The sequence below is a fragment of the Nonomuraea sp. MTCD27 genome (genome assembly GCF_041950495.1).
Lineage (GTDB): Bacteria > Actinomycetota > Actinomycetes > Streptosporangiales > Streptosporangiaceae > Nonomuraea.
This window is the reverse complement of record NZ_JBGNUW010000057.1, coordinates 1-15462: the sequence shown is the minus strand read 5'-3', so window position 1 is coordinate 15462 and position 15462 is coordinate 1. Positions and strand designations below refer to the sequence as shown.

Here is a 15462-nt window from a genome sequence, read left to right as displayed (position 1 = left end):
CGCCGCCCATCCGAGCGCCTCGGGCGGCACACTACGGCACACCGAGCGAACGAACAGGATGATCAGGCGGAAACCTCCGCCACACCGAACCCATTACTCAGGACGATCAAGGCGTGAGTCATCGAGGACGACGGTAGCCAAAAGGGCGATGAACGGGCTTATGCGAGTCGTCGGCACAGAGGTGGAGAGAGCTAGATAGCTGCGGAGGACCTCTGATGGGGCGGTAATTGCTCTGTTTTCCGGCCCGGGTTGTTTATTTTGACTGAGGCTCCCTGTCGAGTGAGGCCGGGGGCGATCGACAGGCGGGCTGGGCTGTTCGGAGTGTGTGGGCGTGATGCTGGTTACGTGTGCTGATGGTGTGTGTTGGGGCGGTACGGGCACTTCGGCGATGGTATGGGTGGAAGGTTGTGAATTTGGGGAGGCGATGAGTTATAAATCGCGTGACGGGAGTGGGGGGCTGGTTTGTTGAGTGACTTATTGGGGGGTTAGGAGTGTGTTGAGGAGGCGGATGGCGCCTCGTTTGTCCAATGGCTCGTTGCCGTTGCCGCATTTCGGGGATTGGATGCAGGAAGGGCAGCCTCGTTCGCATTCGCAGGACATGATCGCTTCCCTCGTTGCCGTCAGCCAGTCCGTGGCGCGGGCGTAGCCGCGTTCGGCGAAGCCGGCGCCGCCCTCGTGGCCGTCGTACACGAAGACGGTGAGCAGGCCTGTGTCGGCGTGCAGCTCCGTGGAGACGCCGCCGATGTCCCAGCGGTCGCAGGTGGCGAAGAGGGGGAGCAGGCCGATGGAGGCGTGTTCGGCGGCGTGGGCGGCTCCACCGAGATCGATGCCCGCTTCGGCGAGAGGCGCTACCGCCGAGGCGGGGAGCGTCCACCAGACGGCGCGGGTACGGAGGGTGCGGGGCGGCAGCTCCAAGGGCTCGTCTCCGAGCACTTCGCCCGACTGGAGACGCCTCATGAGGTAGGAGACCACCTGGCGGGTCACCTCCACCTCGCCGAAGTGCAGCGTGCCGGGCCCCAAGGGGTGGGAGCGTTCGGTGGAGAGGATGGAGATGTCGGTGATGTCCCGGGCGAACGTCGTGTAGTCGGGGTTCGCGCTCGAGACCAGGGCCACTCCGGCTTCCAGGTCCAGGACCTCCACCAGGAAGGTCTCGCCCTGGTGCAGGTAGATCGCGCCGGTGTGGACCGTGGTGTGGGCCGAGGGCTCGTCCACACTGCCCAGGAGGCGGCCGGTGGACGACTCCACGACCTGGATGGGGGCGCCTCCGCCGCCTCGGATGTCGGCGAGGTCGGTGGCGCGCTCGCGCCTGGTCCAGAACCAGCCTGCCGGACGCTTTCTGAGCAGGCCCTGCGCCACCAGGTCCTCCAGGACCTTTGACGTGGTGGTGCCGAAGATCGGCAGGTCGTCCTCGGTCAGCGGGATCTCGGCGGCCGCGGCGCAGAGGTGGGGGCCCAGGACGTACGGGTTGCCGGGGTCGAGGACGATCGCCTCCACGGGCTGGCCGAACAGGGCCTGGGGGTGGTGGACGAGGTAGGTGTCCAGCGGGTCGTCCCGGGCGATCAGCACGGCGAGGGCGTCCTGGCCGTCGCGGCCCGCCCGGCCGGCCTGCTGCCAGAGGGAGGCGCGGGTGCCCGGCCAGCCGGCGATCAGTACGGCGTCCAGCCCCGAGACGTCGACGCCCAGTTCGAGGGCGTTCGTGGTGGCCAGGCCCATGATGGTGCCTGCGCGGAGGGCCTTCTCCAGGAGTCGGCGGTCCTCGGCGAGGTATCCGGCCCGGTAGGCGGCGATCTTGTTGGGGAGGTCGGCGAGTTCTGCCGCGTGAGAGGGGTCGTCCGGAAGCGCCCAAGTCAGGGGGCCATGAGCGGTGAGTGGGCCGTTAGGCGGTTCTGATGGGTGGAGCGGGAACTGCTGGTGTTTGTCGGTTGCGGGGTCGATTGGGCGATCGGCAGTTCTCGGGTCAGCTTGAGAGGTCGGATTGGTCGGGTCAGCTTGAGGGGTCGGGTTGGTCGGGTCGGTTTGAGGGGTCGGGTTGGTCGGGTCGGTTTGAGGGGTCGGGTTGGGCGTGGTGATCGGGTTGGTCGGGGTGGTCGTGGTGATCGGGTCAAGCGGGTTCGCCCCACTTGAGGGGCGGGAGGGACTAGCGCTGGGGCTGGAGGGACCGGAGGAGGGGGTGGCGGGGCTGGAGGTGGCGGGGCTGGAGGTGGCGGAGCTGGGGGTGGGGAAAGGGGGGGAGATGGAAAAGGCGACGTCGGCCAGCTTGGCGCGGGCGGACAGGGCGACCGTCTCCGCGCCCCGGCGGGAGCGGACGAAGGCGAGCGTTCGTACGTCGGCCAGGACGAGGTCCGCGAGCAGATCCGCCGCCTCCGCCGTGGCCGTGCGCCGTACGGGAGCCCCGCCCTCGCCCCGGAGCTCCGTCAGGGGCGGCTCCCACAACGCGATGGTGGTTGAACCCTTCGGCGAGGCGTCCACCGTCACCTCGTCCATCTCAAGCCCCGTCAGCCTCATCGCGAACGCCCCCGGCTCGCTGGCCGTCGCCGAGGCGAGCAGGAACGTGGGGTGCGCGTTGTAGCGGGCACAGGCGCGGCGCAGGCGGCGCAGGATCTGGGCGACGTGGGAGCCGAACACGCCGCGGTAACCGTGGCACTCGTCCACGACGACCAGGCGCAGGCGGCGGAAGAACGACGACCACTGCGCGTGGCGGGGAAGGATGCTGCGGTGGAGCATGTCGGGATTCGTCAGGACGTAGTTGGCGTGCTGGCGTACCCAGGTCCGCTCCTCGAACGGCGTGTCACCGTCGAAGCAGGCCGCGCGCACCTGGGTGATGCGCAACTCGCGCAGGCCCCGGAGCTGGTCGGCGGCCAGTGCCTTGGTCGGCGTCAGGTACAGGACCGTGCCGCCGTCGAGACAGGAGGCGATCGCCGGGGTGAGGTACGCCAGCGACTTCCCCGACGCCGTGCCTGTGGAGATGATCACGTTTCGGCCACGAAAAGCCAGGTCGGCGGCCTCGTACTGGTGTGGCCAGAGTCCTGTGACCCCACGGTTCGCCAAGCGCGTAACAAGCACTTCAGGCGTCCATTTGGGCCATTGGACTTGACCCGCCTGACGTGCTGGAACATGCTCCACATGGGTGACACGCTCGTGACGTGCGGGAACGCCAAGCAGGTGGTGGAGGAGTGGACCTGCCTGTTGTGGGGAGGATCCGGAGGAAGTCACTGTTTCCAGTCTTGCATCGATGGGCAAAGTCGCCGGGAATCGTGATTTCGTATAGACACAAGCCAGGCGCGTGGTTGAATGCCGCGCGTCAGGGTCGGACAGTCTGGGGCCACGCTCCAGATTGCCAGGCCCGCAAGAGTAGTTTCGCAGGCGAGGCGCTGGAGGATCTGTGGATCTGAAGTTGGATCACCGCACCGAAGACCGACTCACCATCGTGGAGGTCGAGGGTGAGATCGATGTCTACACGGCGCCGAGATTGCGTGAGCTCCTGATCGACCTGGTCAACAAGGGCAACTTCCACCTTCTCGTCAACATGGAGAAGGTCGACTTCCTCGACTCGACGGGCCTCGGCGTGCTGGTCGGCGGGCTCAAGCGGGTTCGCGCGCACGACGGCTCCCTCGAGCTGGTCTGCACGCAGGAGCGCATCCTCAAGATCTTCCGGATCACCGGTCTGACCAAGGTCTTCGGGATCTACGCTTCGGTCGACGAGGCCAAGGAAGCTCACGGCAAAGACAAGTAGCATGGCTACCGTCGAGCTGACGTTCAGCGCTCTCCCCGCGCACGTGCGAACCGCACGGCTGGTGGCGACAGCGATCGCTCGCCGTACCGGCGTGGAGGAGTCCCTACTGGACGAGGTCAGGCTCGCCGTGGGTGAGGCGTGCTCCCGGGCAGTAGAGGCGCATCGCGTGCACTGTCCGGGCGAGCCCATCCGCATCGAGCTGCGTGACGATTCCGGGCGTTTCGAAGTCACGGTCAGCGATCAGGCCCCCAGCGAAGAGATCAAGCAGGAACAACCCCTCGACCTGGGTATGCTCTCTGACTCCTTCATGTCCAACTTCGGCATCGCGGTCATCGAGGGACTGGCCGATGACGTCGAGGTGTTTCCCAGCCCCAAGGGGACGAACATCCGCATGAGCTGGCCCGCGGCGGTCGGCGTCTGACGACTTCTTCTCCTCTCGTGTCTTGACGAGCGACCCGGGGATCGAGTGCTGCGGAGTGTTCGTGGGCGTCTGACAGCCCCTGACAGCCCCTGACAGCGTGGGTGCGACTGGCGCACGGAACGGGCGCTGCCGTGGCGGGTTCCTGAGCGTGGGGTCTCGGGCCGTGGGGCCTCTGGGCGTGAGGGCCTCGGGCCGTGGCGGCCCCTGGGCGTGGGGGCCTCGGGCCGTGGGGGCTCTGGGCAGGGCGGTGGTGGTTGCCGCCTGGGCTGACGGAGCCGCCTGGCTCACGGGCCCTGGTGGCGGGCTTCACCACTACCTGGTGGCCGGTCCGCCGCCGTCATGACGGCGATCTGGCTGGTCCCCATCGCGCCGGTATCTGGCTGGTGTGTGGATCGAGCCGGGTCGCGCCGGTATTCGGACGTGTCCCGGCGACAGTCCCGCCTGCCGGTACGATGCGCCGCATCGCCGCGCGATCCGTCCGGGCACCCGGTGCTGGCCCGTGGTGGTCCGCCTGTCCGGGCTCTCGTGGTTCCCGTGGTCGGTCATGAACGAGGGCCCATTAGGGTGCTGCTGCCCGCCGGGCGGCTTCGCGGTGTCGGGGCTGATCCGGGCGCGTGGACGCCCGGGCGTCGCACCCAGGAAGACCGTTCCGCGGATCAAGCCCGGGGGCGGGAAAGCGGTTGCCGCCAAAGGGCTGAGATCCACGGCGCCGAGGGCAGCTGTCCGCGCCGAAGATCCACCGCCAACCCGGGTTTCGGTCCGACCGATATAGCGCCTTGCCTCGACCGTAAACCCAGGGAAATTTCGCTTGTCAGACCCCAAACCGGGGCACTGGCAGGGGATTACTAGACACTCGCACAATTAGCGACCGCGAGAGCCTTCATATCCGCGGAGTGCCTGCGTAGACTCCCGGCACCGGCCAAGGTGATCCGGCGGAATGCGGATTCAACCGGAAGCGGCACCCACAACCCGGATGGTGCCGCAACACCCGCCGAGGCAAACTGCAGCACCGCCCGGGCAGGACGACCGGTCTTGCCGAGGAGAACGATGAGCAGGCACATGCTGGCAGCGGAGCCAGCGTCCAATCTGGCCCTGAGCGGAAACAATCTCACCATCGTGGTCGTGGTCGCCGCGGTCGCACTTATCGCGCTAGCCGTCGCCGGCGGACTGGTACGCGAGGTGCTGTCCGCCGGCCAGGGCACCGAACGAATGCAGAACATCGCGCGCGCCGTACAAGAAGGCGCCGCGGCTTATCTCACGCGCCAGTTCCGCACGTTGGCGATCTTCGTCGTCGTGATTCCCTTCCTGTTGCTCCTGCTACCCGGAGAATGGGACGAACGCATCGGACGTTCGATCTTCTTCGTGGTCGGGGCGGTTTTCTCCGCGCTGACCGGGTTCATAGGCATGTGGCTGGCCGTGCGCGGGAACGTCCGCGTCGCCGCCGCGGCCAAGGAGTCCGGCGAGAAGCGCGCCATGCGCATCGCGTTCCGTACCGGCGGTGTGGCCGGGATGTTCACCGTGGGCCTCGGCCTGTTCGGGGCGGCCGTGGTGGTGTTCATCTACCAGGGTGACGCGCCCGCCGTGCTCGAAGGGTTCGGGTTCGGGGCGGCGCTGCTGGCGATGTTCATGCGAGTCGGCGGCGGCATCTTCACCAAGGCGGCCGACGTCGGCGCCGACCTGGTCGGCAAGGTCGAGCAGGGCATCCCGGAGGACGACCCGCGCAACGCCGCCACCATCGCCGACAACGTGGGCGACAACGTCGGTGACTGCGCCGGCATGGCGGCCGACCTGTTCGAGTCGTACGCGGTCATGCTGGTCGCCAGCCTCATCCTGGGCCGGGTGGCCTTCGGCCAGGAGGGGCTGATCTTCCCCCTCATCGTCCCGATGATCGGTGTCATCACCGCGATCATCGGCATCTTCGTCACCGGGATGCGTGACCGCGACCGCAGCGGCATGGCGGCGATCAACCGCAGCTTCTTCATCTCCGCCGCGATCTCGGCGGTGCTGGTGGCGGTGGCCGCGTTCTGGTACCTGCCCAGCAGCTTCTCCGGCCTGACCGGCGCCACGGTGCAGTCCGACGCCGACCCGAGGCTCATCGCCATCGGCGCGGTGCTGATCGGCCTGGTGCTGGCCAGCGCCATCCAGTTGCTCACCGGCTACTTCACCGAGACCACCCGCCGCCCCGTACGCGAGATCGGCGAGAGCTCGGCCACCGGCCCGGCGACCGTCATCCTGGCGGGCATTGCCGTCGGCCTGGAGTCGGCCGTCTACTCGGCGCTGATCATCGGCGGCGCGGTCTACGGCGCGTTCCTGCTCGGTTTCGGGAACGTGACGCTCGCGCTGTTCGCGGTGGCCCTGGCGGGCACCGGCCTGCTGACCACGGTCGGCGTCATCGTCTCGATGGACACCTTCGGTCCCGTCTCCGACAACGCCCAGGGCATCGCCGAGATGTCGGGTGACGTCGACGGCGAGGGCGCCCGCGTGCTGACCAGCCTCGACGCGGTCGGCAACACCACCAAGGCCATCACCAAGGGCATCGCCATCGCCACGGCCGTGCTGGCGGCGACGGCGCTGTTCGGCGCGTTCCGTACGGCCGTGGAGACCGAGCTGAGCAGGGCCGACGCGGCGATCAAGGGTGCGCTGGGCGAGTTCCAGAACTTCAGCCTCGGCATCGACAACCCCAACGTCCTGGTCGGGCTGATCATCGGCGCCGCGGTCGTGTTCCTGTTCGCGGGGCTGGCGATCTCGGCGGTCGGGCGGGCCGCGATGCGGGTGGTCTTCGAGGTACGCGACCAGTTCCGCAACAACCCGGGCATCATGGACGGCACGGTGAAGCCCGAGTACGGCCGCGTCGTGGACATCTGCACCCGCGACTCGCTCCGCGAGCTGGCCACCCCCGGCCTGCTGGCGGTCATGACGCCGATCGCGGTCGGGTTCGCCCTGGGGTACGCGCCGCTGGGCGCGTTCCTGGCCGGAGCCATCGCCTGCGGCACCCTGATGGCCGTCTTCCTGGCCAACTCCGGCGGCGCCTGGGACAACGCCAAGAAGCTCGTCGAGGACGGGCACCACGGCGGCAAGGGCTCCGAGGCGCACGCGGCCACGGTCATCGGCGACACGGTCGGCGACCCGTTCAAGGACACGGCCGGTCCGGCCATCAACCCGCTGATCAAGGTGATGAACCTGGTGGCGCTGCTGGTGGCGCCCGCGGTGGTCCTGTACGCGGGCAACCCGGCCCTGCGCATCGGCATCACCGTGGTCGCGGTGGGCGTGGTGGTCGGCGCGATCATCGTGTCCAAGCGGCGGTCGGTGACCAGCGAGCCGGCCAGCAACAACAACCGCGAGCACGAGCCCGTCCCGTCGTAACCCGCGGAGTTTCTTCGAGGAGCCCGTTCCCCGGCCGGGGGGCGGGCTCCTTCGCGTCGGAGCCGGCGGAGGGTGGGCGGGAGTGGAACCCGCGCACCTCGGTGGGAAACTGGGCGCGTGAACGATGAGAAGCGGCCCAGCGGCGGAAAGACCCTGGGCCTGATCCTGCTCGGAATGGTCGCCGTCCTGGCCGTGATCGTGGCGCTGTCGGTCTGGGCCTCGAGGACGGGATGAGCTCGTGCGTACCTTGATCGTGCTGCGCCATGCCAAGGCCGCCCAGGTGCCGGGCCTGGCCGACCGGGAGCGGCCCCTGACCGACCGGGGCGAGCGGGACGCCAAGCGGGCGGGTGACGAGATCAGAGCGGCCGGCTTCGACCCGGACGTGGTGCTCTGCTCGCCGGCGCTCAGGACCAGGCGCACCGCCGAGATCGCCTTCCCCGAGACGGAGATCAGCTACGAGCGCGAGATCTACGAGGCGTACCCCGAGGAGCTGCTGGAGCTGGTCCGCCGGTCCGACCCCGGCCTGGGCACCGTCGTGCTGTGCGGGCACAACCCGGGCGTGCACGAGCTGGCCCTGGGGCTGGCCGGGGGCGACTACGGGTTCCGGCCGGGGGCGTTCGCGGTGATCGGCGTGGAGTCGGCCTGGGCGGACCTGTGGCCGGGCGAGGGGCGCCTCGTCAGCCACTGGGACCCCAAGGAACACTAGGTCACCCCGCCGACCTCACTGGGCCGTGAGCACGCTGTCCTCGGCGTCCGCGGCCTCCACCTCGTCCCGCGAGATGCCCAGCAGGTAGAGGATCGAGTCCAGGTACGGCGTGTTGACCGCGGTGTCGGCCGCCTGGCGCACCACGGGCTTGGCGTTGAACGCGATCCCCAGGCCGGCCGCCGCGATCATGTCCAGGTCGTTGGCGCCGTCGCCGATGGCCACCGTCTGGGAGATCGGCAGGCGGGCCTCGCGCGCGAACCTCTCCAGCGCCCGCGCCTTGCCCGGCCGGTCGACGATCTCGCCCACGACCCGGCCGGTCAGCCGGCCGTCGATCACTTCGAGCACGTTGGCGGCGGAGTAGTCGATGCCGAGCTCCTCCACCAGCCCGTCGGTGATCTGCGTGAACCCGCCGCTGACGATGGCGAAGCGGTAGTCGAGCCGCTTGAGCGTGCGCACCAGCGTACGGGCGCCGGGCGTGAGCACGACCTCCTTGCGCACCAGCTCGAACACCTCGGCCGGCAGCCCTTCGAGCAGCGCGACCCTGCGCCGCAGCGACTCGGCGAAGTCCAGCTCGCCGCGCATGGCCTCCTCGGTGACCCGCGCGACCTCCTCCAGGCAGCCCGCGTGCGCCGCCAGCAGCTCGATGACCTCGCCCTGGATGAGGGTGGAGTCGACGTCCATGACGATCAGCCGCTTGGCCCGGCGGGACAGGCCGGTGCGCTGCACGGCCACGTCCACCTCCTGCGCGGCGGCCTCGGCGGCCAGCTCCACGCGCAGCGCGTCGGGGTCGGCGCCGGACACGGACAGCTCGATGCAGGTGACGGGCCACTGGGCGAGGCGTTCGATGCGGTCGATGTTCGCGCCGGCGGCGGCGATGCGGCCGGCGATGCCCGCGATGGCGGCCGGCTGCAGGGTGGCGCCGAGCACGCTGACCGACAGGCGGCCGCGGCGGCGCTGCTCCTTGGCCTGCGATCCGGTGGAGAGCTCCACCTCCATGCCGAGGTCCTCGGCCACTCGCTCGACGGCGGTCCACATGGCGCCGAGGGTGGTCCCGGTGCCGGTCGAGGGCCCGCCCGCGTACGCGACGAGCACGCCGAGCGTGAGACGGCCCCGGATGACGACCTGTTCGATGTCCGCCACTGTCACCGGGAAATTCGACAGAACGGAGAAAAGTCGTGAAGTTACGCCCGGGCGATCAGGGCCGGTCAGTGTGATCAGGAGGGTGCGCTGGTCCACATCCAGCCACGGTACTGCGCCCGGTCCGATGCTCGTGAAGCAGGTTGGGCATTCGGGCGCGGGCGCAGTGTGTCAGGACTAGCGGACGATCTTGGTCTTGACCGTCTTGGCGTAGCCGTGCTCGGGGATGCCGAGGCGGTCGAGCTCTTCCTTGCTCATGTTCTCCATGCCCGTCTGGACGTCGTAGGAGATGATGCCGAGCGTCGCCGTCTGGGTGCCCTTCGCCTTCTTCGTCAGCCTGGTCTCGAAGATCATGGTGACGGATTCGCCCTTCTCCAAGACCTTGTTGGCGAAGCAGTAGAAGGCGCGGCCGTCAAGGAAGCACTCGGTGTCGGCGATGCTCGTGCGGTAGCGGATCTTCTTCAGGTCGACGCCCTTGGGGAACTGGCCACCGAGGAACCAGGCGTCCGCGTAGTGCGGGCCCTCGTTGACGGCGTGGATCGTGTAGTTGATCCGGCCGCCGGCCTTGACCTTCTTGGGGGCCTTCACCGTCACGTCGAAGACGGAGAACGGGTCGTCCTGCACGGCCTTGACGGCCGTGGCGGGAGCGGTCGTGGCCGAGGCCGGAACAGCCGGGAGGAGCAGGGCGCCCGCGACTAAAGCCAGCGAGGCGACCTTGGGAAGGGAGTTGCGCATTCAACGTCTCCGGGATCAAAGGGCACGGGGACGCAACAGAACTAAGCCCCCGTAAATGTCGGCTGTTCCTATCACGAATGCAAAATCTGTGTAAAGCCTATTACTTCAGAATCAGGTGCGTGTCGCCGAACTCGTGCCACAGGTACCCCTCGCGTAGCGCCTCCTCGTACGCGCGGGCCAGCGCCGGTTCGCCCGCGATCGCGGTCAGCATGAGCAGGTGGCTGGAGCGCGGCTCGTGCAGGCCCGTGATCAGCCCCGTGACCGCCCGTACGCCGCTCTCCGGGGTGACGATGTGCCTGGTCCAGCCCCCGGAGGCGGACACCCGCCCGTCGGCGCCGACGGCCGTCTCCAGGGCCCGTACGACGGTCGTCCCCGCCGCCACCACCCGCCCGCCGTTCTCCCTGGCCAGGTTCACCAGCCGCGCGGTGGCCGCCGGCACCTCGTACCGCTCGGGGTAGGGCGGCTCGTCCTTCTCCGGCGAGGCCACCCCCGTGTGCAGCGTGATCGGCGCGATCCCGACGCCCCGCGCCACCAGCGCCGTCACCAGGCCGGCGGTGAACGGCCGGGCCGCGCTCGGCATCTCCGCGCTCCCCGGCACGGTCCCGAACACGGTCTGGTACGCCTCGATCGGCCAGTCCCGCTCCACGTACGAGTAGCGGATCGGCACCCCGTGCACCCGCAGGTACGCCTCCACGTCCCGGTCGAGCGCGGCCCGCCACAGCCGTGGCGTCTCCCGCTCGATCAGCCGCAACGTCGCCCGTCCCGGCATCGGCAGCCACTCGCCCGGCTCGCCCCCGCCGTAGGGCTCGGACGCCTTCGCGGTACGGCGGCGCAGCTCCACCAGCCACGTGCCGTCCGGCCTGGCGGTGGAGAAGTGCACGGCCAGGCGGTCCAGCCGGACGGCCGCGGGCAGGGTCGCCGAGTTGTTCACCACGATCAGGTCTCCCGGGTCCAGCAGCCCCGGCAGGTCGGCGAAGTGGTGATGGGCCGGCTCCTGGTCGCCGCGCGAGACCATCAGGCGGACCGCGTCCCTGGACATGCCCCTCGCCTCGGGCGGTTCGTGGGCCGACAGGCCGGGCGGCAGCTGGAAGTCGAGCGCGGCGGTCATTGCAGGCTCACTCTTCCGCTCGCCGGGCGGGCGCTCACCAGGTCGTACAGCGCGGCGGCCACCTTGGCCGGGTCGGCGGCGGCCGCGGCCTCCTCGGCGCCCACGGCGTCGGCGAGCATGCGGGTGTTCATCTCGCCGGGGTCGACCCACCAGACGCGCAGGGCGGGCTCCTCGGCGGACAGCACGTTGGAGAGCTGTTCGAGCGCGGCCTTGGTGGCGCCGTAGCCGCCCCAGCCCTCGTACGCGCCCGTGGCGGCGTCGGAGGTGATGTTCACGACCGCGCCGCCGGCCGCTCGGAGGGCGGGCAGCGTGGCCTGGACGAGGGCGAGCGGTGCGGTGACGTTGGTCTCCAGCAGCACCCTGAACGCCTCCAGCGGATAGCCCGCCAGCGGCGGCAGCGGCGTCACGCCCAGGTCACTGGCGTTGTTGACCAGCAGGTGCAGCTCGGGTGCCGCTCTGGCCAGCCGTTGCACGTGTTCGGGGTCGGTCACGTCGCCCGCGATCGCGGTGGCGCCCAGCTCGGCGGCGACCCGCTCCAGGTCGGCCGCCCCGCGGGCGGTGAGCACGAGGTTCCAGCCCGCCCCCGCCAGGGACCTCGCCAGGGCGAGGCCGAGTCCGCGGGAGGCGCCGGTGATGAGTGCGGTGTTCGTCATACAGCCGACGGTAGGAACGCGGCGCGCGGCGTACATCGGGCTGAGGGCCCGCCCTCGCCCGGGCATATCGTCCTAGGACCGTGGACCCGGGATCCTGTCGGGCCCGGACCATAGAGTGGGGCCGTGACCTCCGACCGAGACGAGATCCTGCAGGCGGTGAGCTCCGCGGTGCTCGCGGTCACCCGCCATCTGTCGGTCCGCGAGGTGCTCCAGGTCATCGTACGTTCGGCGCAGCGGCTCCTCGACGCCCGCTACGCCGCGCTCGGCGTCCCCGACGAGGACGGGTCGTTCGCCGAGTTCGTCGCCGAGGGCCTCACCGACAAGCAGTGGGACGCGATCGGGCCGCTGCCCAGGCAGCACGGCATGCTCGGCGCGATGCTCCGCGACGGCGCCCCCGCCCGGCTGCCCGACCTGCGCAAGGACCCCAGGTTCGAGTGGTGGCCGAAGGCGCATCCGGTGATGAAGGACTTCCTCGGGGTGCCGATCCGCGACGGCGACCAGGTGCTCGGCATCATCTTCCTGGCCAACAAGCGCACGCCCGGCGGGTTCACCCAGGACGACCAGGAGCTGCTCACGCTGTTCGCCGCCCATGCCGCGATCGCGCTGGCCAACGCCCGGCTCTACGAGCGCGGGCGCGAGCTGGCGATGCTGGAGGAGCGCAACCGGGTGGCCAGGGAGCTGCACGACGCGGTCACGCAGAAGCTGTTCTCGCTGCGGCTCACGGCGCAGGCCGCCGGCGCCATGCTCGACAAGGCCCCCGACAAGGCCGCCGTCGAGATCGAGCGCGTCCAGCGGCTGGCCGGCGAGGCCCTGGCCGAGCTGCGGGCGGTGATCGTCGAGCTGCGCCCGGCGGAGCTCGACCGGCACGGGCTGTCGGAGACGCTGCGCAAGCACGTGCGCATGCTCGACCGGCTCCACCCGTCCCTGGTCACGTTCGAGTGCGCCGAGCTGCCGCCGCTGGACTCGGCGGTCGAGGTGGCGGTGCTGAGGGTGGCCCAGGAGGCGCTGCACAACGCGCTGCGGCACTCCGGCGCCACCAGGGTCGCCGTGCGGCTGTGGTGCGAGGCCGACAGGCTGGCGCTGACCGTGCACGACGACGGGAACGGGTTCGAGCAGGCGGAGTCGCGCGGCCTGGGCCTGGTGTCGATGCGCGACCGGGCCGAGTCGGTGGGGGGCGTCATGACGGTCGACTCGGTTCCCGGCCAGGGGACCACCGTACGCGTGGAGGTGGGCCTGTGATCCGGGTGCTGATCGCCGACGATCACCCGGTCGTGCGGCAGGGGCTGCGGACGTTCCTCGACCTGCAGGACGACATCACGGTCGTCGGCGAGGCGGGCGACGGGGAGCAGGCCGTCGAGCTGGTCGGGGAGCTGGCGCCCGACGTGCTGCTGCTGGACCTGAAGATGCCGGTGCTCGACGGGCTGGGCGCGCTGGAGCGGCTGGCCGGCGGGGCGACCAAGGTGGTGGTGCTGACCTCGGTGAGCGATCCGTCGGACGTCGGCCCGGCGATGCGGGCGGGGGCGGCCGGGTTCCTCTACAAGGACGTCGATCCGCCCGCGCTCGTGCAGGCCGTACGCGCTGTGCACGGCGGGCAGGTGCTGCTGGCCCCGGAGGCGGCGGAGGCGATGCTGGCCACCTCCGCGAACGCCGCCGTCCCCGCGCCGGTGCCGCTGACCGAGCGCGAGCGCGAGGTGCTCGCGCTGATCGCTTCCGGCCGGTCCAACAGGGAGATCGCCAGGAGCCTGGCCGTCGCGGAGAAGACGGTCAAGACCCACGTCTCCAACGTGCTGATGAAGCTGGGCGTGCAGGACCGCACCCAGGCCGCACTGTACGCCGTACGGCACGGCCTGGGCTGATCGGTCAGGTGTCCTTCTTCTTGTTCGATTCCTGGTGGCTGGCGGGCGGGTTGTACTCCTTGACCACGGGCGGCGGCGTCCAGCTCCGGCCGGGGTTGCGCGGCGGGGTGACGATCTGCGTCTTGACCGTCTTGAGCCAGTGATAGCCCTTGATGCCGAGGCGCTCGAGCTCTTCCTCGTCGATGTTCTCCATGCCCTGGTCGACGTCGAACGACATCACGCCGACCTTGGCCGTGGCCGTGCCGGTGGTGCCCTTCTTCAGCGTGAGCTGGAAGTTCAGCCAGTCGGTCTTGCCCTTCTCCAGCCGCAGCGGGCCCCAGCACCAGAACCAGCGGCCCTCCCACGTGCACTTGGTGCCCTTGGGGCCGCCCCAGCGCAGGGTGGGCTCGACGCCCTTGGGCACCTGGCCGCCCATCCAGTAGTAGTCGGCGTAGTGGGGGCCCAGGTTCTTCGCCCGGACGTAATACATGATCTTGCCGCCGCGCTTGGTGCGCTTCGTGTATTTCGGTACCGTGATCTTGAAGTTCGAGAACGGTGCCATCGTGATCCCGGCGGTTGCCGTCGCCTTGCTGGTAGCGCTGGTGCTGGTGGCAGCCGTGGCCGTGGCGCTCGCCTGGGCGGGCACGGTCATGGGCGCGGCGGCCAGTCCACCGGCTAACAACAGGCTGAAACTTCTGCGCATGTGACGGCTCCCCGTACGGTGCTGGAAATCCCCGATCATCTCCATGATTATTGCGTAGGGCAAATTTTTCGCAAAGAGCGATGATCTTTCGTAACTTGGGATGACTTGCGGGTGTTTGTGCGGGTTCATCACGCTTGTGATCGGGGGTCAAGCACAAGGGGGAGGACCAGGTGCCGGACACGCACCCCTTACAAGCCGGTGATCCGGCGACCCTGGGCAACTACCGGTTGCTCGGACGCCTGGGCAAGGGTGCGCAGGGGATCGTCTACAAGGCCGAGTCGCCGGACGGGCGGCTCGTGGCCATCAAGCTGCTCAACACCCGGCTCGACAAGCCCGGCCTGGACTCGGAGCGGTTCATGCGCGAGGTGGCCGCGGCGCGCCGGGTCGCCCAGTTCTGCACCGCTCAGGTGCTCGGGGCGAACATGGACGGCGAGCAGCCGTACATCGTCAGCGAGCTCGTCGACGGGGTGTCGCTGCAGCTGGTGGTGCAGCGGGAGGGGCCGCGGGAGGGCGGGTCGCTCTACCGGCTGGCCGTCGGCACGGTGACCGCGCTGGCCGCCATCCACCGCGCGGGCATCGTGCACAGGGACTTCAAACCGAGCAACGTGCTGCTCGGGACCGACGGGCCGCGGGTGATCGACTTCGGCATCGCGCGGGCGCTGGACTCGGCGATGACGATCAGCAGCGGGGTCGTGGGGACGCCGGCGTACATGTCGCCGGAGCAGATCTCGGCCGAGCGGGTGGGGCCGGCCAGCGACATGTTCAGCTGGGCCCTGACCATGATGTACGCCGCCACGGGACGCCCCACGTTCGGCCAGGACAGCCTGCCGGCGGTCATCTACCGGGTGATGAACGAGGAGCCGGACCTGTCCGTGCTGCCGGACGACCTGCGGCCGATCGTCCAGGGGTGCCTGAGCAAGCGGGCCGACGACCGGCCCTCGGCCGCCGAGGTGCTGTTCGCGTTGCTGGAGAACCAGGGGGAGGTGCCGGGGCACGACGACGAGGTGGCGCTGAGCACCGGCTCGCAGGTCGCCGCCGACCACCCCCCGGCCCCGCCCACCCCCCAAT

General features: G+C 69.7%; 13 protein-coding genes. 7 read left to right on the top strand and 6 right to left on the bottom strand.

Annotated features, from left to right (window positions below):
* Positions 1-474 precede the first annotated feature (474 nt).
* On the bottom strand, positions 475-2973 hold the full coding sequence (locus tag ACBJ59_RS62590; protein ID WP_375119362.1) for a DEAD/DEAH box helicase: 2499 nt from the start codon (positions 2971-2973) through the stop codon (positions 475-477).
* Between the two features lie 409 nt (positions 2974-3382).
* Between ACBJ59_RS62590 and ACBJ59_RS62585 the strand changes: the two genes are divergently transcribed.
* From ACBJ59_RS62585 to ACBJ59_RS62570, 4 genes are all read left to right on the top strand, one after another.
* On the top strand, positions 3383-3733 hold the full coding sequence (locus ACBJ59_RS62585) for an STAS domain-containing protein (RefSeq protein WP_043629845.1): 351 nt from the start codon (positions 3383-3385) through the stop codon (positions 3731-3733).
* Position 3734: 1 nt separating this feature from the next.
* A complete protein-coding gene (locus ACBJ59_RS62580; protein ID WP_375119361.1) occupies positions 3735-4154 on the top strand; it encodes an ATP-binding protein in 420 nt (139 codons plus the stop codon).
* 1047 nt (positions 4155-5201) lie between these two features.
* Positions 5202-7517 carry a sodium-translocating pyrophosphatase gene (locus tag ACBJ59_RS62575; RefSeq protein ID WP_364126097.1) on the top strand — a complete coding sequence of 772 codons (2316 nt, stop codon included), beginning with the start codon at positions 5202-5204 and terminating at the stop codon, positions 7515-7517.
* Between the two features lie 238 nt (positions 7518-7755).
* Positions 7756-8223: a histidine phosphatase family protein gene (locus ACBJ59_RS62570; protein ID WP_375119360.1), complete on the top strand. Its 468-nt coding sequence runs from the start codon at positions 7756-7758 to the stop codon at positions 8221-8223.
* A 15-nt stretch (positions 8224-8238) separates the two neighbouring features.
* On the opposite strand, the gene serB is transcribed toward ACBJ59_RS62570, so the two are convergent.
* The 4 genes from serB to ACBJ59_RS62550 all read right to left on the bottom strand — a co-directional run bounded on the left by serB (position 8239) and on the right by ACBJ59_RS62550 (position 11856).
* Complete coding sequence (gene serB, locus ACBJ59_RS62565; RefSeq protein ID WP_364126102.1) at positions 8239-9459, bottom strand: phosphoserine phosphatase SerB; 1221 nt, start codon at positions 9457-9459, stop codon at positions 8239-8241.
* Positions 9460-9537: 78 nt separating this feature from the next.
* Positions 9538-10095, bottom strand: a complete 558-nt coding sequence (locus ACBJ59_RS62560) for a hypothetical protein (RefSeq protein WP_375119359.1) — start codon at positions 10093-10095, stop codon at positions 9538-9540.
* A 100-nt stretch (positions 10096-10195) separates the two neighbouring features.
* Positions 10196-11203: an S-adenosylmethionine:tRNA ribosyltransferase-isomerase gene (locus ACBJ59_RS62555; RefSeq protein ID WP_375119358.1), complete on the bottom strand. Its 1008-nt coding sequence runs from the start codon at positions 11201-11203 to the stop codon at positions 10196-10198.
* Complete coding sequence (locus tag ACBJ59_RS62550; protein ID WP_375119357.1) at positions 11200-11856, bottom strand: SDR family oxidoreductase; 657 nt, start codon at positions 11854-11856, stop codon at positions 11200-11202. Before ACBJ59_RS62550 ends, ACBJ59_RS62555 begins: the two co-directional genes overlap by 4 nt.
* Before the next feature lie 123 nt (positions 11857-11979).
* Here ACBJ59_RS62550 and ACBJ59_RS62545 point away from each other — a divergent pair, with 123 nt between their 5' ends.
* Together ACBJ59_RS62545 and ACBJ59_RS62540 are read left to right on the top strand one after the other, a co-directional pair.
* Positions 11980-13095: a GAF domain-containing sensor histidine kinase gene (locus ACBJ59_RS62545; RefSeq protein ID WP_375119356.1), complete on the top strand. Its 1116-nt coding sequence runs from the start codon at positions 11980-11982 to the stop codon at positions 13093-13095.
* The gene (locus ACBJ59_RS62540; RefSeq protein WP_375119355.1) at positions 13092-13712 is read left to right on the top strand and encodes a response regulator; all 621 of its coding nucleotides are present in this window, start codon (positions 13092-13094) and stop codon (positions 13710-13712) included. Before ACBJ59_RS62545 ends, ACBJ59_RS62540 begins: the two co-directional genes overlap by 4 nt.
* Before the next feature lie 4 nt (positions 13713-13716).
* On the opposite strand, the gene ACBJ59_RS62535 is transcribed toward ACBJ59_RS62540, so the two are convergent.
* The gene (locus tag ACBJ59_RS62535; protein ID WP_375119354.1) at positions 13717-14394 is read right to left on the bottom strand and encodes a hypothetical protein; all 678 of its coding nucleotides are present in this window, start codon (positions 14392-14394) and stop codon (positions 13717-13719) included.
* 170 nt (positions 14395-14564) lie between these two features.
* Here ACBJ59_RS62535 and ACBJ59_RS62530 point away from each other — a divergent pair.
* Positions 14565-15462: serine/threonine-protein kinase (locus tag ACBJ59_RS62530; RefSeq protein ID WP_375119353.1), on the top strand; the 898-nt coding region annotated here is incomplete at its 3' end.